21 protein-coding genes are annotated in these 18,185 nt (G+C 39.7%); 16 read left to right on the forward strand and 5 right to left on the reverse strand.

The features are described 5' to 3' along the window. Nucleotides 1–10: 10 nt before the first annotated feature. Genes BN3349_RS02510 through BN3349_RS02545 form a run of 8 tightly spaced genes read left to right on the forward strand, consistent with a single transcriptional unit; the run spans nucleotide 11 to nucleotide 8,491 of the window. A complete protein-coding gene (locus BN3349_RS02510; RefSeq protein WP_005687587.1) occupies nucleotides 11–655 on the forward strand; it encodes a PFL_4703 family integrating conjugative element protein in 645 nt (214 codons plus the stop codon). Then, the gene (locus BN3349_RS02515; RefSeq protein ID WP_040975699.1) at nucleotides 655–1,524 is read left to right on the forward strand and encodes a TIGR03749 family integrating conjugative element protein; all 870 of its coding nucleotides are present in this window, start codon (nucleotides 655–657) and stop codon (nucleotides 1,522–1,524) included. Before BN3349_RS02510 ends, BN3349_RS02515 begins: the two co-directional genes overlap by 1 nt. A 10-nt stretch (nucleotides 1,525–1,534) precedes the next feature. After that, nucleotides 1,535–2,935: a TIGR03752 family integrating conjugative element protein gene (locus BN3349_RS02520; protein WP_005687589.1), complete on the forward strand. Its 1,401-nt coding sequence runs from the start codon at nucleotides 1,535–1,537 to the stop codon at nucleotides 2,933–2,935. Nucleotides 2,936–2,944: 9 nt separating this feature from the next. After that, nucleotides 2,945–3,352, forward strand: coding sequence for a TIGR03751 family conjugal transfer lipoprotein (locus BN3349_RS02525; protein WP_040975700.1), 408 nt, complete (start codon nucleotides 2,945–2,947; stop codon nucleotides 3,350–3,352). A gap of 15 nt (nucleotides 3,353–3,367) precedes the next feature. Then, nucleotides 3,368–6,238 (forward strand): conjugative transfer ATPase, encoded by a 2,871-nt coding sequence (locus BN3349_RS02530; RefSeq protein ID WP_040975701.1) that lies wholly within the window; start codon nucleotides 3,368–3,370, stop codon nucleotides 6,236–6,238. Continuing rightward, nucleotides 6,210–6,653, forward strand: a complete 444-nt coding sequence (locus tag BN3349_RS02535; RefSeq protein WP_048736538.1) for a hypothetical protein — start codon at nucleotides 6,210–6,212, stop codon at nucleotides 6,651–6,653. Before BN3349_RS02530 ends, BN3349_RS02535 begins: the two co-directional genes overlap by 29 nt. A gap of 9 nt (nucleotides 6,654–6,662) precedes the next feature. Further along, nucleotides 6,663–6,986: a hypothetical protein gene (locus tag BN3349_RS02540; RefSeq protein ID WP_005667837.1), complete on the forward strand. Its 324-nt coding sequence runs from the start codon at nucleotides 6,663–6,665 to the stop codon at nucleotides 6,984–6,986. 8 nt (nucleotides 6,987–6,994) lie between these two features. Beyond that, nucleotides 6,995–8,491 (forward strand): conjugal transfer protein TraG N-terminal domain-containing protein, encoded by a 1,497-nt coding sequence (locus BN3349_RS02545; protein WP_040975703.1) that lies wholly within the window; start codon nucleotides 6,995–6,997, stop codon nucleotides 8,489–8,491. 25 nt (nucleotides 8,492–8,516) lie between these two features. Here the strand turns inward: BN3349_RS02545 and BN3349_RS02550 are convergent, their stop codons facing one another. Beyond that, a complete protein-coding gene (locus tag BN3349_RS02550; protein ID WP_014064974.1) occupies nucleotides 8,517–8,873 on the reverse strand; it encodes a hypothetical protein in 357 nt (118 codons plus the stop codon). A gap of 196 nt (nucleotides 8,874–9,069) precedes the next feature. Here BN3349_RS02550 and BN3349_RS02555 point away from each other — a divergent pair, with 196 nt between their 5' ends. Continuing rightward, the gene (locus tag BN3349_RS02555; RefSeq protein ID WP_005667851.1) at nucleotides 9,070–9,249 is read left to right on the forward strand and encodes a hypothetical protein; all 180 of its coding nucleotides are present in this window, start codon (nucleotides 9,070–9,072) and stop codon (nucleotides 9,247–9,249) included. 44 nt (nucleotides 9,250–9,293) lie between these two features. Here BN3349_RS02555 and BN3349_RS02560 read toward each other — a convergent pair whose 3' ends face one another. The 4 genes from BN3349_RS02560 to BN3349_RS02575 are packed head-to-tail and all read right to left on the reverse strand — an operon-like array spanning nucleotide 9,294 to nucleotide 13,107. Beyond that, the gene (locus BN3349_RS02560; RefSeq protein ID WP_005667853.1) at nucleotides 9,294–9,701 is read right to left on the reverse strand and encodes a hypothetical protein; all 408 of its coding nucleotides are present in this window, start codon (nucleotides 9,699–9,701) and stop codon (nucleotides 9,294–9,296) included. A 15-nt stretch (nucleotides 9,702–9,716) separates the two neighbouring features. Next, a complete protein-coding gene (locus tag BN3349_RS02565; protein WP_005687597.1) occupies nucleotides 9,717–11,717 on the reverse strand; it encodes an integrating conjugative element protein in 2,001 nt (666 codons plus the stop codon). 14 nt (nucleotides 11,718–11,731) lie between these two features. Continuing rightward, nucleotides 11,732–12,673 carry a TIGR03756 family integrating conjugative element protein gene (locus tag BN3349_RS02570; RefSeq protein WP_011271853.1) on the reverse strand — a complete coding sequence of 314 codons (942 nt, stop codon included), beginning with the start codon at nucleotides 12,671–12,673 and terminating at the stop codon, nucleotides 11,732–11,734. Then, entirely contained in the window at nucleotides 12,670–13,107 is a 438-nt protein-coding gene (locus BN3349_RS02575) for a TIGR03757 family integrating conjugative element protein (protein ID WP_005687600.1), read from the reverse strand. The genes BN3349_RS02570 and BN3349_RS02575 overlap by 4 nt, the downstream gene beginning before the upstream one ends. Before the next feature lie 380 nt (nucleotides 13,108–13,487). On the opposite strand from BN3349_RS02575, the gene BN3349_RS02580 reads away from it, so the two are divergent. From BN3349_RS02580 to BN3349_RS02605, 7 genes are all read left to right on the forward strand, one after another. Continuing rightward, nucleotides 13,488–13,844 carry a hypothetical protein gene (locus tag BN3349_RS02580; RefSeq protein ID WP_005653504.1) on the forward strand — a complete coding sequence of 119 codons (357 nt, stop codon included), beginning with the start codon at nucleotides 13,488–13,490 and terminating at the stop codon, nucleotides 13,842–13,844. 84 nt (nucleotides 13,845–13,928) lie between these two features. Then, on the forward strand, nucleotides 13,929–14,162 hold the full coding sequence (locus BN3349_RS02585; protein ID WP_005653503.1) for a hypothetical protein: 234 nt from the start codon (nucleotides 13,929–13,931) through the stop codon (nucleotides 14,160–14,162). Nucleotides 14,163–14,164: 2 nt separating this feature from the next. Then, nucleotides 14,165–14,413 carry a hypothetical protein gene (locus BN3349_RS02590; protein WP_005687602.1) on the forward strand — a complete coding sequence of 83 codons (249 nt, stop codon included), beginning with the start codon at nucleotides 14,165–14,167 and terminating at the stop codon, nucleotides 14,411–14,413. A 3-nt stretch (nucleotides 14,414–14,416) separates the two neighbouring features. Beyond that, entirely contained in the window at nucleotides 14,417–14,575 is a 159-nt protein-coding gene (locus BN3349_RS12010) for a hypothetical protein (protein WP_014064971.1), read from the forward strand. 130 nt (nucleotides 14,576–14,705) lie between these two features. Further along, nucleotides 14,706–15,659 (forward strand): ArdC family protein, encoded by a 954-nt coding sequence (locus BN3349_RS02595; protein ID WP_014064970.1) that lies wholly within the window; start codon nucleotides 14,706–14,708, stop codon nucleotides 15,657–15,659. Between the two features lie 103 nt (nucleotides 15,660–15,762). Continuing rightward, a complete protein-coding gene (locus BN3349_RS02600; RefSeq protein WP_014064969.1) occupies nucleotides 15,763–16,524 on the forward strand; it encodes an N-6 DNA methylase in 762 nt (253 codons plus the stop codon). Between the two features lie 563 nt (nucleotides 16,525–17,087). After that, on the forward strand, nucleotides 17,088–18,185 hold a 1,098-nt coding region (locus BN3349_RS02605), incomplete at its 3' end, for an IS4-like element ISVsa5 family transposase (RefSeq protein WP_040975713.1).

An 18,185-nucleotide genomic window follows, 5' to 3' on the forward strand; every position in this document is an offset into this window, starting at 1 on the left:
AGAGTTTATTATGAGTAACTTAAAAGGGATTGTTCATCAAAAAAATCGCGAAATCATGACCGGGCGAATTGCTATCGGTGCATTGCTTGTGATTTGTTTGGTGCTATGTGCCATTATTTTTACCGCACCAAGTCGATTAATGATTTATAACCCACCGGATTTACGTGCGGGAAGTCAACGCCCTTGGTGGGAAGTGCCAAAATCAACCGTTTATGCCTTTGCTTATCAAACCTTCCAGCAGTTAAACCGCTGGATGGAGAATGGCGAGGAAGAATACAAATTAAATATTGAAAGAAATAAAGCCTTTATTACGCCAAGTTGCCAAGAATTTTTGAAGAAAGACTACTATGACCGTTTATCTAACGGTGAATTACGTGAACGTGCACGTGGTGTTTATGAAATTGTGGGACGTGGATTTAAAGATAATAGTGTGATTGTTCATAGCCCCGATAGCTGGACGGTTAATCTTGATTTAAGTGTAGATGAGTATTTCAAAGATGAACCAGTAAAACGTGTTTTAACCCGCTTCCCGGTCAATATCGTGCGCATGGAAACAGATTTACAGAACAATCCTTGGGGATTGGGATTTAACTGCTACAGCTCAATTCCATTACGTTTAGAAGCAAAAGAATTTAGAGAAGGGGATAACCAATAATGAAAAAACTCACTTTGTTACTGAGCGCGGCTTTTATCTTTTCACCAATGACGGCATCTGCCGATGTGTTAATGAAATGGGCGCGCAAACCGTTACCTATTGACTTACAAATCGAAAAAGAACGTATTCTATTCGTAGATAAAAATGTAAAAGTAGGTTATCCACCTGAATTAGATAGCAAGCTTCGCATTCAATCAACTGGCGGTGCGGTTTATTTAAAAGCAACTGCAGATTTCCCAAAAACACGCTTACAGCTTATGGATGTTGCAACCGGAGAAATAATCTTACTTGATGTGCAAGCGAAGCATTCTGTTGCCAATGCAAGTGAGCCAATTCGTTTTGTTTATGAAAATAAAGTTGAAAAACAAGCAACTGCTTATGGCCAAGATGCAAATGCATATAACGAACCAATGCCAAATGCGCGTCCGGCACTCCCCGCTCCAGCTGCATTAACACGTTATGCCGCACAAATGTTTTATGCGCCTTTACGTTCAGTTGAGCCTTTGGAAGGTGTGCGCCAAGTTTCACATCGCCTTCCTACACCGCTTAAAACGCTCTTACCTGCATTGCCTGTGCGAGCTACTCCATTACTCAGCTGGCAACTTGATGGGTATGTTGTCACTGCGGTTCGCTTGCAAAACCAGGGGCAATCTCGCATTGATTTAGATCCTCGAGAGCTTCAAGGTCGATTCTATGCAGCAACATTTCAGCATAATTGGCTTGGGGGGCATGGTACACCTGAAGATACCACAACGTTATATCTTGTGACAGAAGGTTCACCTAATCATTCTGTTATCCCTCAGTCAAATTCATATAAACCGAAAAAATTGAAAAAAGTCACCACAACAGTGACAACTCAAACGAAATAAGGAGAGAACAATGCAAATGAAAGCAAATAAAGCGTTCTATGTTATTGGTGGGATTACCGCGCTTGTCGTGACGCTGATGGCTGGATTTCTTTTCTCCGGTAGTAGCTCAACAACTACAGCAGAAACCAAAAAAGAAGATGCTTTAGATCTCTCTCTCAAAGATTTATCACCGGAAGAGCTACGCTCAATGGGGCTTGAGGGTGATACATCTAAAGATACGGTGAGAACACTTATTGGTAAAGTGAAGGAAAATAACAAACGCTTTGATGAAGTAATTTTACAAAATGACCGCTTGGTAAAAGAGAATGAGCAGTTAAAAAATCAAGCAAATAATACGGATTATCAAATTCAACAGGCGGTACAAGCAGAAACAGGGGCGTTAATTAATGAGATTAATGCGTTAAAAGATCAGGTTGTACAAGCTGGTAATCAAGTTGTAGGGAATGGAAATGCCCAGGCAAATCCCAATGCTCCTCTACCAATAAACGGAGCAACAACTGGCCCTCAGGTTGAAACTCGAGGGGGAATTAATTGGGTGAACCCTAGTGATATGCCAACTACAGACAGCCAAGGGAATGCTCTACAAGGTATTGGTGTAAATGGTGCAGGAATCGGTTTTCCCAAAACCTTCGATAACAATGTGAATGACATCCGAAAATCGAATGATGGATTGCAATCTAGTACAGGTAATAATGCAATATTTAATACCGCTACACCATTTTTCACAATTGCAGCTAACTCTACTTTAACTAATTCTGTTGCTATGACTGCGCTTGTTGGGCGTGTGCCGATTGATAATAATGTGACCGAGCCTTATCCGTTTAAATTGCTTATTGGTCGAGATAACTTAATTGCAAATGGTATTGAACTGCCGGATATTGAAGGCGCAATTGTCTCTGGAACAGCAAGCGGTGACTGGACGCTATCTTGTGTTCGTGGTGATGTGAAAAGCTTAACTTTTGTGTTTAGCGATGGGCGCATTGTTTCAACGGATGATTCTAACAATAAAATTGGCTGGTTATCTGATCCACATGGTGTGCCTTGCATTCCTGGAGAACGCAGAACGAATGCTCCGGAATATCTAACGACCAACTTCTTCTTAACGGGGGCTTCAGCAGCTGCACAAGGCTTATCATCTTCTCAATCAACAACAGTGGTTGATGGCGGTGCAGTAATTGGTGCGGTAACGGGTAATAACGGTAAGTATATTCTTGGTCAAGCGTTAGGTGGCGGTTTGAGAGAAACCGCAGACTGGTTCCGTCAGCGTTATGGCCAAATGTTTGATGCGGTATATGTTCCACCGGGTAAAGAAGTGGCTGTACACATCGAAAAACAAATTGATATTGATTATGACCGCATGTCTCGAAAAGTGAAATACGGACAAGCCTCAAGACAACCTAACTTGGATTAAGGAGCAATAATGAAAGTTTTAATGATGATGGGCGTGATTTTAGCCGCAAGCAGTGCTTTGACTGGCTGCTCAACTTCTCAAGGTGATTTATTGCCAACTGGTGATGCAACAATGAAAGATATTTGGAATAAAGGTGGTAATGATAGCAATATTACATCTTATCGGACACCGAATGGCCGTCTTATTGATGCACCAAATTACGTTTCATCTCGTGAACAACAAACTTATACCCGTACAGCAGAAAACGAGGTGAAAAACCTTTTCCCTCGTTTACCAAACCCTGATTTAGTGATGTATGTTTATCCGCACTTAACTGATTCCTCAGAGCAAATGCCTGTACCAGGTTATTCTTCAGTAATTCCATTTTATGGACGTGTGCAATATGCCCAACCGGGTGAGCGTACAAGAATGTACTAGATGAGGTAAGAAACGATGGCATTATTCCAAGACGTGTTAGAGGCTTTCTTCCCTGCTAAAAAGGGTGATAAGCCTCAACCTAAAAAGGAACCTATCCTAACATCCATTGCACCGGAAGAAGCACAGCAGGATGATACCAATAACGTAGAAGAGACGATTGAAATCACTCCTGTTATGCGTAATAGAAAAATGACCAGAGAGCAACATGTTAAAATGCTTTATGGGCGAGATCCCTCTTTTATCTCCAATCTTCCTTATGCGGAATATTTGGAAGAAGAAGGCGTAATGCTTTTTGATGATGCTAAAAGTGCAGGTGCGGTATTTGATATTAAGCCTATAGGAACTGAGGGAAGAAGCAGCGACTATCTTAATCGCGTTCGCACATTGGTTAAAGATGCCTTACAGGATAGTTTCGATGAACTTGATACCAACCCTTACGTTGTACAATTCTATTGCCAGGATGACAAGGATTTAAGCGGTTATGTTGAGAATCTGAGACAGTACATTAAAACCACTTCACCTGAAGCGAGCGGTAGTGAGTTTACAGAACAGTGGCTTGGTGAAATGGAGCGTCACTTAAAAGCAGTAGGTAAACCAGGTGGGCTTTTTGTTGATGACCGGGTAACAAATACGGCATGGGCTGGAAAAGTGCGTAAAACACGCATGGTTATTTATCGTTATGCTGGAAATAATGAGACAGATACAATCGAGAAATTAAATACAGCTTGTGATCGTGTTCAAAGTGCTTTTATCACAGCTGGATTAACCATGGAACGCCAAAATGAAACACAAATTCATCGTTGGTTATTAGAATGGTTTAATCCAAATCCATCACGCTATTTTAACGGACTCGATGATAAAGCTTGCTATGATCTTTTATCACTCTCTAAGGATGAGCCTGCTCTACCATTACAAGACCAAGATTTTAGTGAAAATCTCTTTTTTACGCCACCGGAAAGTAAAAATGGCTATTGGTATTTTAATGAGCAACCTCACGAAGTCATTGTAGTTGATAATATTCGTAAGCAGCCGGATGTTGGCCACATGACAGGCGAAGTCACTCGAGGTCGTAATATTAATGCACTATTTGATTTATTGCCGGAATCAACCATTATGGCTATCACTGTAGTCATTCATCCTCAAGATAAATTACAGGCGCATTTAGACAAATTAAGTAGTCGAGCTGTCGGTAATAACTATGACTCTATCTATTTAAAACAAGATGCCCTCACAGTAACGGAATATTTAAAAGACGGACACAAGCTTTATCAAGCTGGCATGGTTTTCTATGTAAGAGGGAAAGACGATCAAGAGCTACGCATTCGCTCAAGAGAATTAAGAACGGTTTTACTCAGTAATAATTTAGTGCCGGTAAAAGAAGGCAACGAAGTTGCGCCTCTTAATAGCTATTTACGCTGGCTACCGATGAATTTTAATCCTCAATTAGATGCAAAATCTCGTTTTTATACCAAATATTATTGGGTGCAACACATTGCGAATATGTTACCTGTATTTGGCCGTGAGACAGGAACGGGACACCCAGGAATCACCTATTTTAACCGCGGTGGAAGCCCATTAGATTTTGACCCACTAAACCCTAAAGACCGGACTAAAAATGCGCATAAGCTCATTTTAGGCCCTACAGGTTCAGGTAAATCGGCAACATTAACCGCACAAATGGCGCAACTGATGGCTGTGCACCGTCCTCGCTTGTTTATTGTAGAAGCGGGTAACTCTTTTGGATTGTTTTCAGATTATGCGGAGCGTTACGGTTTAACGGTTAACCGGGTATCTCTTGAGCCAAGTAGTAACATCGCTTTACCGCTCTTCTCTGAAGCGCATCGTTTATTGGAAATGGATATCGATCTTGAAGTTCAAGATGATGACGATAATGAAGATGAAGGCGAGGAACAACGAGACTTACTTGCGGAAATGGAATTAACCGCTCGCTTAATGATCACCGGGGGAGAAGCGAAGGAAGATGAGAAAATGAGCCGTGCTGACCGCTCGGCTATTCGCCAGGCTATTTTATTAGCTGCAGAGAAAACTTCACAAGAGACCCCACCTCGTCAAGTTTTAACCGGGGATGTAAAAGCCGCACTTGAGGAGTTAAGTCGTCGCCAAGATATTCGCCCGGAACGTGCATCTCGTCTTGCAGATATGGCCGAAGCAATGGGTATTTTCTGCACTGGGGTAAATGGTCGATTCTTTAACCGTGAAGGGGAAATTTGGCCTGAAGCTGATATTACACTTGTCGATTTGGCGATGTTTGCACGTGATGGCTATGAAGCTGAATTAGCGATTTCGTATATTTCCCTAATTAACCATATCAACTCATTAGGTGAAAAATATCAACACAGTTTCCGCCCTATCGTGAACATTACGGATGAGTCGCATATCATTACCGTAAATCCACTTCTAGCGAAGTTCCTGGTTAAAGGTTCTAAAATGTGGCGTAAATTGGGTATTTGGTTATGGTTGGCCACACAGAATATGGCTGACTTCCCTGATGAATCTGATAAATTACTCAGCATGGTTGAATGGTGGGAATTACTTAACCTTTCTAATGATGAAGTCGAACAGGTAAACCGTTTCCGTCGTTTATCCGAAGCTCAGAAAATGATGTTGTTATCTGCGAAAAAAGCAGATAAGAAATATACTGAAGGTGTGGTGCTTGCAACCAATATGGAAGCCTTATTCCGTGTTGTTCCACCTAGTCTTTACTTAGCACTAGGGATGACCGAAAAACACGAGAAAGCACAACGTAAACAATTAATGATGGAACATAACTGTACTGAGTTAGATGCGGCATTGATGGTTGCTAAAGACTTAGACAAAAAACGGGGGATTGCAGTCAATGACGAACTTAACTCAATCGCAGCCTAATCCTAATATGACTTTTCATCGTATTTTTGACATTGGGCCTCGCATCCAATCACTTGCTTTTACCTCTGATGAGGTAAAAGCCTACGTGCTGCATTTCATTGCTAAAATTAAGACAAAAATTGGTTCAAACTGCCAATTAAGCGCATTTCCTCAGCGTGTATTTACTCAATCAAGTTGGAAAGTACACGCTAAAGGAGATAAAGGTGAAGTGCATTTATTATTTAATATCTCCGGGCGTTTCCAATTACCTGTGTTTTCTTCCGAAAACTGGCCAGCTAGACTTAATGTGGAATTAACCGATCACGTTGATGCATATTGGTTAATTCAATATTTGCTTTGGAAATTAGCTGCAATTTGGGAATCCCCTGCTGACTTATCCCCAGTTTTTGGGGATAAGACTGTGGGTACTGAATAAGGAGTCCTGATGTCTCAAGGTGAAAAGCCACAATCAAGAGGATGGCTTAAAAATGTACTCCGTTTTATTGCTATCCTTTTATTTTTATTTTTAGCCCTTACTGCAATTGGCATCTTTGCAACTCAATATCTTCAGAATGTTGATATTCGTGCTTGGTTTATTAAAACGCAGTGGATATGGTTTGCAGTACGATTATTACTATATGGTGCGATTATGTTGATGGTCTATTCCATTTCTCGTCGCCAACCATCTTCTATGCCGGCAAAAGCAAAATGGTTAATTGCGATGATTTTAATTTTTGCTGAAGCGATTACACAGATTACTTTAGCTTAGGGGGAAATATGACATTCTCAGTTGACAGTTATCTTGAATATTTCCTGACTCTACTTGGTTGGTTGCTTAATAACGGAGTTTTTGCGTTATTTGTTGGAACAGGGTTATGGCTTCTTCCGCTTATCGGAATGATCTTTAAAATTTGGCGTGACGTAGCTAAACAAGGGGATGATGAAGGTGAGAAAGGGGATTTATTAATCCGCTGGCTCACAATCGAACTCCTTCCAGCAATGCTTATCGTTGTTTTGACATTAGCCCCTCTTATCCCGGTATCATTGAATAACCTTGAATACAATGAACGTTCATCTATTCAATGTGGCTATAAAGTTCCTGCTTCCCCGGATAAATCAGGCTATGCGCCATTTACGACAACATTTGGAGACAGACAAGCCCGAATTCCTATTTGGTGGATGTTGATGCACAAAGTGGATAAAGGTCTAACTTATGGTATGACTGCAGTATTGCCTTGCCAGCGTGATTTACGTCAAGTTAGATTTGAAGTGCAACATCAAAAAATCACTAACCCAGCATTATTAACTGAAGTACAGCAATTTGTGCAACAATGCTATATCCCGGCTCGTCAAAAATTACAAACAAGCCAAATTGCCTTGAGTCCGGCACAAATCCGCGAAACATCCTGGTTAGGTGGTAAATTGCTTATTAATAACAGCGAGCTCTACCCTCGTTTTAGGGCTCAGCAACCTATTAGCACGTTCCCTTATGATGCAAATCGAGATGCGGCATTACCTAATTCGGGAAAAGGTGGTTTCCCAAGCTGTGATCAATGGTGGGATGAAAGTGGAGCTGGATTAAAATCTCGCTTACTTACAGATATGCGTCAAAACTTATCTGCCCAGGTGAGTGATTTCTTTAATTCTATCGACAACCAAGATGAAGCTTTATTGAGAACACTTTTACGTTCTGAAAACATAGATGTTTCAAAAGGAAAAATGTATCAAGGTTACGGTGGTAGTGTTGAATTTGGATTTTGGAATGCCATCACTCGACTCACCTCAACTGTAGGAACTGCAGTAGGAAGTTTAGCGATATTTCCTGGTCTCGATGCAATGCGACAAGCCTTACCAATGGTTCAATCCTTTATGATTATGGCTCTGATAGTTTTAATTCCAGTCATTACGATTTTAAGTGGTTTTTCAATTAAAGCTGTAGTGACACTAAGCTTTGTATATTTTGCACTTATTACAACCACATTTTGGTGGGAATTGGCACGATGGTTAGACTCATATATGATTGAGATTATGTACAGCTCACCGTCTCATAACTCATTTAATATTAATTTTTTAGAGAATGCGCAAGACGATATTATCTCTAATTTTGTGATGGGAAGTATGTTTATATTCTTACCAACATTATGGTTTGGCGCTATGTCTTGGGCTGGTATTAATATGGGCGGGGCGATGTCTCAAGCGTTAAAACAAGGTTCAAATCATGCTAGTTCAGCAGGGGGAAAAGGCGGAGAGTTAATTCAAAGCAAGTTAAAATAATAAAAGGGGAATTTATATTCCCCTTTTATTTTATCTCATAAAACTCATTCATGTGTTCAAATGTATCTACGTCATCCTCAACATCAATTCTTGTTCCAAAAGAATAAAAACCAACCCCCTCAGGGCCATCTCGATAGCCATCCTCATGTTCTTCAAATTCTAACAGCGTATTCATTATGGATTTATTCTCAGCACCACTGCCATAATCAGTCTCTTTAAAGGATTTAGCTTTAGAAATTATAACTCCGGCCAAAATTGGACTCGCAGCAAGAGCCGCAGCTGTCACAACAGCTTTACGAGGCTTTCCTGGGAGAAATGATAAAGTGCGGTCAATTTTCTTAAAAAATTGTCCGACAGAATGGCCAAATTTTTGAGCATCCATATTCTCTCTCCTATCAAAAATACTCTGACTTACTCTCATTGTACTCTTATTATTCTTTTATTAAAACCTCGTTTTAAGCAGGAAAAATGTGATTTTTGCGATCCACGTCGCAAATTTTACTCATTTTACTGATTTATCTATCCCCTCAATGTACCTTAACACTGCAATATAAAAATAAACCGTACCAGGAGGAGATATGAAAGCTCGTTTTAAAGAATGGCTTATTAGTTTAAATGAAATAGCAATGAATGAATTAGGAATTGATGAAATGCTTACTCATCTTGATGATGAACTGAACATCATTAACGGAAATGAATGTGAACAGGAGATTTTAAATAATTTAATACAAATCTTTAAAAATAGTGAATACCACTAAAAAAATAAGCGGGAAAATCCCGCTTATTTTATCTCTATTTACGCTTATGAAGCTTTCATACTGCGACGTTCAAAGTTTTGAGTTGCACTACCCGCTTTACAGCTCACCGTATCCATTTTACTGCCATTGGTGATATAAAGCATTGGCTCTTCAATACTGTTACTATTGTGTGGTTGCACAAATTGAATCGTGTAACTTGTGCCATTATTTCTCATTTCTAATGAGCTAGTAATAAATCCTGAACCAGTAGCTACATAAGAATCCTGATTAGCAAAAACTTGTTTTACCGGATTTTTAAAAGAAACCTGGCCATAAGTGAATTCATAATCTGAACCATTTTTTGTTACAGACACCGGGCTTCCGTTCTCTGCTGTACAAGAAAAAATATTATTAGCTGCAAAAGCTGGCGTTGCAAACATAGCTACCGCTCCAATAGTGAGTAATTTTTTCATAAAAATATCCTTTATTTATTTTCCTAAAATGTAATCTGCTTCTTGGTTACGACGTTTAGCATTTACACCATTATTATTGTTTTGACGATTTCTTACTGCATTTGCTAGTGCGTTCATATCGCCTGATTGCGCAGATGCCTGGGCTGCAGCAATCACATCTTTTGTTAATGAGCCATAGTTATAGGCATAAGATGTTAATGCGGCTTGGGCATTTGGCGGTAACTTATCCCATGTTGAAGATGATACGTTATTTCTCGCTCTATTTGCAAATTCTTGTGTTCGACGTGCTAAATCACGCTCTGCGTCAGCGCGACTAACTACAGTATCTTTCGTTACTTTGACAATTGTACCATCCGCTTTTGTGATAGTATCTGAACCATATCCAGTGCGATAAGCATTGACATCCCAATATGCTTTATCACTAAACCCTTCAAATTTTTTCAACAACCCTGTAGCTTGATCAAGTGCAGTCCCTTTAATTGCTGGAACTGATGAATAAGAAGTGTTACCTCTACTATTTCCGGATGTACCGCCAGTCCCGGTGTAAGACAGGGAGTTTGACATCTGAGGCACTTCTAAAGTGACATTGTTACGAGGAATATTGATATTGTCAGCATCTGCCAATTCAGCAGCATTGCTATTCGTACCATTAGCTAAATCGCTAATCCGTTTATCTACACTGTCACGTGTAACATTTCCGGTTCCAGTGTTATATTCACGTAGCTCTTTATTTTGTAGGATTGCAACTGCGGAATTCCCGGTAAGTGATTTTTGTAGATCAATCTCCATTCTAATTTGACCTATTTCTCGGTCAATTAAAGTGAGGATCTTTTCTAACTCTTCTTGAGCATCTTTATTGTTGGCCACATTTGGCTCACGCATACCCGTTAAAACAGCTCGACGTGCAAGAAGCATTTTCTCCATTGTTTTAGCTACAGCAATTTCACTGGCTAAACGCTGCCCTAATACTTGAGCATCGGGATCTTCTCGTAAAGACTCAATTAAGCCACGAGTTACAGGAACTGTTGTAGAACTTAATTCTGCAAGTACTTCAACGGAAGGCGTGCTCATGTTAAGCGCTTTTTGTAATTGAGTTACCGTCTTAATATTTTCTTTTTCAATTTCAGGTGTTAAACCAACACCAGCTCGAGAGCTACTAGCAGTACCACAATCTGTTTTACAAGTAGTTAATTGCTTCTCACCGATCACATTCGTTAACCAATCTGTCATATCTTTAGGATTATCCCAAGTTTGACAAAGTAATCCGCTACAACTACTACCGGAGATTCGACCTGATTCTAATACATTACGCTTGTTTTGCATGTTGTAGCCAGCTTTTGCAACATCCTCAACAATTTTGATTGGTTCTTGTCCTTGGCCACCGCGTTTTTTACCCCCGACCCACTCTTTACCTTCCTTACCTTGAGATTCCTCAAGTCTCTTTTTAGCTCGAGTAGCATCTGGTTCAGTTGAAGTAATGTCTTTAAAGGATTCCATATCCGAACTTTGAGACCAACGACCATTTAAAGTTGCGTCTGCAAGCTTCTTAGACATTTCTTCACAGCTGGTTTTTAAGCTATTAAAATCAATTTTACCTTGATATAAACCATTCGTAAGAATATCGTATAACTGAGGATTTGCTCGTTGAATAACCATTGCAGGTAAACTCGCCACAGCTCCTGTGGCTGATTCGATAACGTTACTATAAAGATCTTTAAATCCTTCAGTTAAACCATTTAACTGATTTTTAATACTCGTCTTAATGTCAAAATTACCGCACATCAAGTTAGCTTTCCAACCAATCCCAAATTCAGCTGCAGGAATCGTACCTCGACTCGGGGGAGCCATATAACCTACACCGCCCCCAATTTGATAAAACACCATATCAGACAAAATAGAATCGGCTTTATTAAATCCAAACGGATTACTATTAGAAGCTGATACTGGCATGGTTGAGGATAAGATTGCGCACGATATAGCAATATAAGATGCTTTCAGTGCATGATTTAATTTCATACTCAATTCCTTTATTAATTAGACCAATCAATACTATACAAAAATGTTTGTCCGCGTTTTTTACAGCACTTGTAAGGGCGCCATAATGCCCAGGCATAACTACCATTTTCAGATAGCATACTTGGCGGGTTATCAGGGAAAATAGCACAAGACTGTGAAGTAACCGGGTGAAGCTGTTGCCATTTATGTGTCTTTTCATCCCCTTCTTTCACTGGAGGGGGAAACCACTCACCATTCGATTGATTATCTTTTTTCGCAATCGGTATATATACATGTGGTTGGAAAGTATTTGTCACAACATCTGCTACTCGATGCGCTGTTACAGCTGAAGCTTTATAGTCATGAACTTGTGTTACTGTACCCGCTCGTGGATAAATATTTCCCCAAGTGTCTCCATTTGCTCTAATTTCTCTCATACCTGGAATAAGCGCTTCAGGATAAACCATTTCCGGAACACCAAATCGCCACGCTAAAAAGTCCAAACCACTCAAGTAATAAGGCACAAAAGGCGTTGTCTGACTTTTGCAGTAATACCCTGTACTATTAAGCATTTGACTAATCGCTCCCTGCGGATGACCGATTACATCAACATTTTTAAATGTTGCTTGCGTATAGTCTTTGTGTGGTGATTGATAATCTCCACCTTTTACCCCATTGCTAAGGAAATTCATTTCCACCCAAGGATTTTGAGCCTGATGGTTATAACTTGAAACCACTACCTCGGGAATATAGTGTTTTATTTTCGTAGATGTCCGGATTTTACAGCCGAATTTTGTACAAAATAGCCAAAAACAAGTACCAACGACCTTATAATCTAAACAACTTGTCGAAGCGCTTGATGCCATAATCGATGCAGTGTTTAAAGAAGATTGACCGGACTCCGAAGCTTGTCCTGAAATACTGGTCAACGCAATTGCAATACAAAGCCCGGATAATGTCATTTTTTTCAATTTCATCTTGTCCCCTCTTTTGTAATCTCTCGTTGCCATAAACTTAATGCCTGAGCAATATTGGTTTCACCATATATGACACTATCCTCTTTTCCCGGATATTGAAATAAAACTGCAGGCACCTTCTTGATTCCATTTTGCCAACCACTTATAAGGCCCTGATAAGAACGCTTTAATTGCTCTTCAGACTGTTTCCATTCAGCAGACTGAAAAATCTGAGATGCTTGCTGAGCTGCTACACTAGGATTCGCACTCAATCGCTGACTAATCAAATTTTCCCATTGCTCAACTTGATCAAGTAAATACACCTGGCTTGCAAGCTCTGCGTGAAGAATTGGATAATCTTGTGTTGAATAAACAGTAATTATGGGATTAGGCCCCTGGGCGAACACTGATAGTGGTAACAAACCGAAAAGAAACAGTGATTTTTTTATAGACATAACCATCCCTTACGATGAAATTGGATAGTTGAAACATTAACGAAATGACAGGGGGGAATATATAAAAAATTCTTTTTGATTTTGAGATAAATTCTCCATTTCCAAAAAACAATTTTTAATAGAGATTCGACAGCCTTATTAAGTATGATTGGACTTGATAAGTCGCTGTGCAAACAGCTCTTATAAGTTGCACGATTCTTGAGAAGCAACGCCTTGCCTTAGTGCAAGTAGAATCATAGCCAAAATGTTATCCAGCATTCTGAAAGGATACTCTACGCAATCGTAGGAATGCCACCTTAAAGACCTTCCGAGGGAAAATGATTCCCTTCGGGCATGTCATTTTTCCAAGGAATTTTTTATTTCACATTAGGAGAATGACTATGTCCTCATCCACTCAATTGGAACACTATGATGTTCCATCAAGTAACCCTCTTGAAACTCCAACATTTTCATTTCGTGTGGGAAAACACTTGGGCCGTTTTTTCGTTGCAGCTAAAAACAAAGCAACCGATAAATACAAACAAGTGACATCTGGTATCAATCAAAGCATTGAAGACGAAGAAGCTCGTCGGCTTTGCGAATTACAAATGATGCTAGATAGCCAAGCGGAAGAATATGAGGCAATTATTGATGATGTGCAAAGAACGTGGTTAAAACGAACAACGTTATTTAGCATTTTATTTTTGATTGTCGGTATTGTTGGTACAGTGGGTACTCTTTACTACCTTATGCATTAACATTGCATAAGCTATTCATTTTCAACCCTAAGGGGAATTTTTACCCTTAGAGGTAAAGGTTTCCCTTGCTGTAGGAGAAAACTTATGAAAGTGACATTACATAACAGTTGTTTAGCTTATCTAGCCAAACATAATGACTCAGAATCTCTAATAGAGGAAGTTCGCACTCAAGCATTAAATGCCTGGGAAAATCGAGGAAAAGATGTATCTTCTACTCGTATTATGGTGAATATCCCTAGTCAATACGGACAGAAATATCACTTCTTTACAGTTTCGCCATACGCAAACCGTAAAGATTTGTTAAGTGTAAGGGGGTAAACATGATTAAGCGTTTACTCAAGCTTGTTAGTTCCAATTGGGACAAAAAAACAATGCTGCTGGTTTCTGAAGATTTTCGTAAAATCGGCACTTACATCTTAGGTATTGCGTTTGTCGCAATGTTTGTTCAGAATGACAATATTCCGCTACTTCTTGCCATTATCATTATGATATTTGGCGGAATAGCTTGGTTCTGTGGTGTGTTGTTAGCTAAATATTGCAACAACTTAATGGAGACAGACGGAGCGTAACGTATGAATATTACGTTAAACTGGAATGGGTTCCTCTTTGCAATTGTCTTTGTACTGTTTTTTATGGGAACAGTTGCTTTTATTGGCGTGCGATCATTAAAACGTCAACAAGAGCAAAAAACACAAAGCAAAAAAACACATTCCATTGGTGTTAATTCATAACTGAATTAATACCTGCAACCTTTACAACAAACCTTGATCATGCCATTGGCGTGTTCAAGGTTTTCTTTTACCCGACTGGGAGCAATTTCCCATTCGGGGGGTTGTTCCCTTTTTTTATTGGAGAACAACCATGAAAAAAAGAACTCAACCTGCCAAAGATTTATATCAACAAATTACAGACCAAATCCTCGAAGCATTAGAGCAAGGTGTGATGCCATGGCAGAGACCTTGGGATAGTGGATGGCCACAAATGGCTATTCCATGCAACGGTGAAAGTGGTCGTCAATACTCCGGGATCAACGTACTTCTGCTTTGGATGAGCGCCATTAGAAAAAACTTTACTCAACGCAAGTGGGTAACTTTTCAAGGAGCAAATCATCTAGGTGGCCAAGTCCGAACAGGTGAGAAAAGTACAGTTATTATTTTCTATAAACAAAATATGTTTGAAGAAAAAGACGATAGCGGAAACATTGTACTTGATGAAAACGGTGATCCGAAAATGAAGTCATCTGTATTTATTCGTGGTCATCACGTGTTTAATATTGAACAGTGTGAAGGCTTAGAAAAATACTATGAAGAATATCCTGAACCAGAAAAATCTTCTGAAATGCAAGCTCGTCCGGATTTAGATGTATTACCCAATAAAATGGGTATGCAGCTGTATAACAAAGCACAAGATCGTGCTTGTTATATGCCGAGAAAAGATTGCATTGTGATGCCGGATTTCAAAAAATTCAATACAGCTGACGACTACTATGCAACTCTACTGCATGAATGCGGTCATGCCACCGGGCATAAAGACCGATTAAATCGTGACGGTGTAGCTAAATTTGATAAATTTGGTTCTGAACAATATGCATTTGAAGAATTAATAGCTGAACTCACAAGCGCCTTTACCTGTGCGCACGTGAATGTTTGCAATAATATTTCACAAAATGCAGCGTATATTGAACATTGGATTAACGCATTAAAAGCCGATAAAAAAGCTATTTTCCGAGCATCTTCTCAAGCACGTGAAGCAACACAATTCTTGTTAAATGCTCTCGAATTAACATCGAATGAAGAAGCAAAATTAGCGGCTTAGCCTCTATTAAACCATTCTAACGTTTTTTGTTAGAGCTCTCATAAACCACCCTTTGGGGAGTAATCCTCAAAGGGGATTACTCCCGTTATTTTAGGAGTAATCTATGGATTTCGAGAAAAAATTTACCGCACTTTTTAAATCGATAGCACCACAATATCGACGCTCAGAAGTGTTTTACGACTTTATTACAATCTTTGCCCTGGAATTCTATCTCATTATATATGGTGCACAAGCAGATGAATCGTTGAGACAACGTTATCAGACAGCTGGCGAGCATTATAATGAAGATGAAAAACAAGCTCTCAGTCGCCTTTTCAACATTATTGTTGAGGCTTTGGAGCATAAAACCTATGATTTCCTAGGATCAGTGTTCATGTCGTTGGATTTAGGTGATCAATATAAAGCTCAATATTTCACGCCTGGTCACATTGCCCACTTTATGGCAGCCGTAACTCTATCAGATTGTCATAGTTTAATTAAAAAACGTGGTTTTTTGACATTGCAAGAGCCAACTTGTGGCTCCGGCGTAATGATTATTGAGGCTTATAATTATTTGCGCGAAGAGGACTTCAACCCTCAGCAACAAATGTGGGCTCAAGCAAGAGATTTGGATTTTACTGCAGCATTAATGTGTTATATACAAATGACACTCTTACACATACCGGGAGAAGTCATTATTGGTAACACCCTTAAAGATGAGGTGAATTACCATTTATACACACCAGCTCACATATTGGGGAATTGGAACAAAAAATTGGAGAGTGCAGATTCCTATACTGAAGCAGAATATCAAGTTATTGAACCTGAACCAGTAGAAGAACCCCCGCTTGACATTGATTGGGAAAATGAACCTATGTTTTATTAGAAAAAATGCACTTACTTTAAAAGTAAGTGCATTTTTTTATTTATACAGATTTAAGCTCTACTTTGCTTTGCTCTACTTTGGGACCAATATCCTAAGCTCTTCTAAACCACAACATGAAATAACAGGCTCTTTATCAGAACTATCTAATGGATGAACCCCCGCTTTAAAGTAAACCTCAATAGCCTCAGAAAACATAATATCCCCAGCAAAAATAGCACTAACATCAGCCCTTCCATACTTTTGAATAAAGTCACTAAATTCATCTTTTAGAAATGCATCTTGTGTCTTTGATTTTAATAGATACTTTTCTAACCGACTATAATAAGTAGAATCTTTATATTTCGGACTCGCGAAACGTATTTCTTTTACATTATTATTTGGGCATAACGTATTTTCGACCTTTTTGAAATGGGATATATTATCTGCATTGACATAAACCTCTTCCCACTTAAGGCCCTGATGAATCCCCTAATGATTTTTATCAAAATCATTAAGTTAAGGTAGATACACATCTTGTCATATGATCAAATGGTTTCGCCAAAAATCAATAATCAGACAACAAAATGTGCGAACTCGATATTTTACACGACTCTCTTTACCAATTCTGCCCCGAATTACACTTAAAACGACTCAACAGCTTAACGTTGGCTTGCCACGCCTTACTTGACTGTAAAACTCTCACTCTTACCGAACTTGGCCGTAACCTGCCAACCAAAGCGAGAACAAAACATAACATCAAACGAATCGACCGATTGTTAGGTAATCGTCACCTCCACAAAGAGCGACTCGCTGTATACCGTTGGCATGCTAGCTTTATCTGTTCGGGCAATACGATGCCCATTGTACTTGTTGACTGGTCTGATATCCGTGAGCAAAAACGGCTTATGGTATTGCGAGCTTCAGTCGCACTACACGGTCGTTCTGTTACTCTTTATGAGAAAGCGTTCCCGCTTTCAGAGCAATGTTCAAAGAAAGCTCATGACCAATTTCTAGCCGACCTTGCGAGCATTCTACCGAGTAACACCACACCGCTCATTGTCAGTGATGCTGGCTTTAAAGTGCCATGGTATAAATCCGTTGAGAAGCTGGGTTGGTACTGGTTAAGTCGAGTAAGAGGAAAAGTACAATATGCAGACCTAGGAGCGGAAAACTGGAAACCTATCAGCAACTTACATGATATGTCATCTAGTCACTCAAAGACTTTAGGCTATAAGAGGCTGACTAAAAGCAATCCAATCTCATGCCAAATTCTATTGTATAAATCTCGCTCTAAAGGCCGAAAAAATCAGCGCTCGACACGGACTCATTGTCACCACCCGTCACCTAAAATCTACTCAGCGTCGGCAAAGGAGCCATGGATTCTAGCAACTAACTTACCTGTTGAAATTCGAACACCCAAACAACTTGTTAATATCTATTCGAAGCGAATGCAGATTGAAGAAACCTTCCGAGACTTGAAAAGTCCTGCCTACGGACTAGGCCTACGCCATAGCCGAACGAGCAGCTCAGAGCGTTTTGATATCATGCTGCTAATCGCCCTGATGCTTCAACTAACATGTTGGCTTGCGGGCGTTCATGCTCAGAAACAAGGTTGGGACAAGCACTTCCAGGCTAACACAGTCAGAAATCGAAACGTACTCTCAACAGTTCGCTTAGGCATG

This window comes from Necropsobacter massiliensis, assembly GCF_000827595.2.
Classification (GTDB): Bacteria; Pseudomonadota; Gammaproteobacteria; order Enterobacterales; family Pasteurellaceae; genus Necropsobacter; species Necropsobacter massiliensis.

Bases quoted from the DNA above. Each gene is read 5' to 3' on its own strand.
- BN3349_RS02570 (WP_011271853.1), bottom strand. From the start codon at position 12,673: ATGAAATTGAAAAAAATGACATTATCCGGGCTTTGTATTGCAATTGCG.
- BN3349_RS02565 (WP_005687597.1), bottom strand. From the start codon at position 11,717: ATGAAATTAAATCATGCACTGAAAGCATCTTATATTGCTATATCGTGC.
- BN3349_RS02590 (WP_005687602.1), top strand. From the start codon at position 14,165: ATGATTAAGCGTTTACTCAAGCTTGTTAGTTCCAATTGGGACAAAAAA.
- BN3349_RS02555 (WP_005667851.1), top strand. From the start codon at position 9,070: ATGAAAGCTCGTTTTAAAGAATGGCTTATTAGTTTAAATGAAATAGCA.
- BN3349_RS02545 (WP_040975703.1), top strand. From the start codon at position 6,995: ATGACATTCTCAGTTGACAGTTATCTTGAATATTTCCTGACTCTACTT.
- BN3349_RS02535 (WP_048736538.1), top strand. From the start codon at position 6,210: ATGACGAACTTAACTCAATCGCAGCCTAATCCTAATATGACTTTTCAT.
- BN3349_RS02580 (WP_005653504.1), top strand. From the start codon at position 13,488: ATGTCCTCATCCACTCAATTGGAACACTATGATGTTCCATCAAGTAAC.
- BN3349_RS02540 (WP_005667837.1), top strand. From the start codon at position 6,663: ATGTCTCAAGGTGAAAAGCCACAATCAAGAGGATGGCTTAAAAATGTA.
- BN3349_RS02530 (WP_040975701.1), top strand. From the start codon at position 3,368: ATGGCATTATTCCAAGACGTGTTAGAGGCTTTCTTCCCTGCTAAAAAG.
- BN3349_RS12010 (WP_014064971.1), top strand. From the start codon at position 14,417: ATGAATATTACGTTAAACTGGAATGGGTTCCTCTTTGCAATTGTCTTT.
- BN3349_RS02600 (WP_014064969.1), top strand. From the start codon at position 15,763: ATGGATTTCGAGAAAAAATTTACCGCACTTTTTAAATCGATAGCACCA.
- BN3349_RS02515 (WP_040975699.1), top strand. From the start codon at position 655: ATGAAAAAACTCACTTTGTTACTGAGCGCGGCTTTTATCTTTTCACCA.
- BN3349_RS02560 (WP_005667853.1), bottom strand. From the start codon at position 9,701: ATGAAAAAATTACTCACTATTGGAGCGGTAGCTATGTTTGCAACGCCA.
- BN3349_RS02510 (WP_005687587.1), top strand. From the start codon at position 11: ATGAGTAACTTAAAAGGGATTGTTCATCAAAAAAATCGCGAAATCATG.
- BN3349_RS02525 (WP_040975700.1), top strand. From the start codon at position 2,945: ATGAAAGTTTTAATGATGATGGGCGTGATTTTAGCCGCAAGCAGTGCT.
- BN3349_RS02550 (WP_014064974.1), bottom strand. From the start codon at position 8,873: ATGGATGCTCAAAAATTTGGCCATTCTGTCGGACAATTTTTTAAGAAA.
- BN3349_RS02585 (WP_005653503.1), top strand. From the start codon at position 13,929: ATGAAAGTGACATTACATAACAGTTGTTTAGCTTATCTAGCCAAACAT.
- BN3349_RS02595 (WP_014064970.1), top strand. From the start codon at position 14,706: ATGAAAAAAAGAACTCAACCTGCCAAAGATTTATATCAACAAATTACA.
- BN3349_RS02520 (WP_005687589.1), top strand. From the start codon at position 1,535: ATGCAAATGAAAGCAAATAAAGCGTTCTATGTTATTGGTGGGATTACC.
- BN3349_RS02575 (WP_005687600.1), bottom strand. From the start codon at position 13,107: ATGTCTATAAAAAAATCACTGTTTCTTTTCGGTTTGTTACCACTATCA.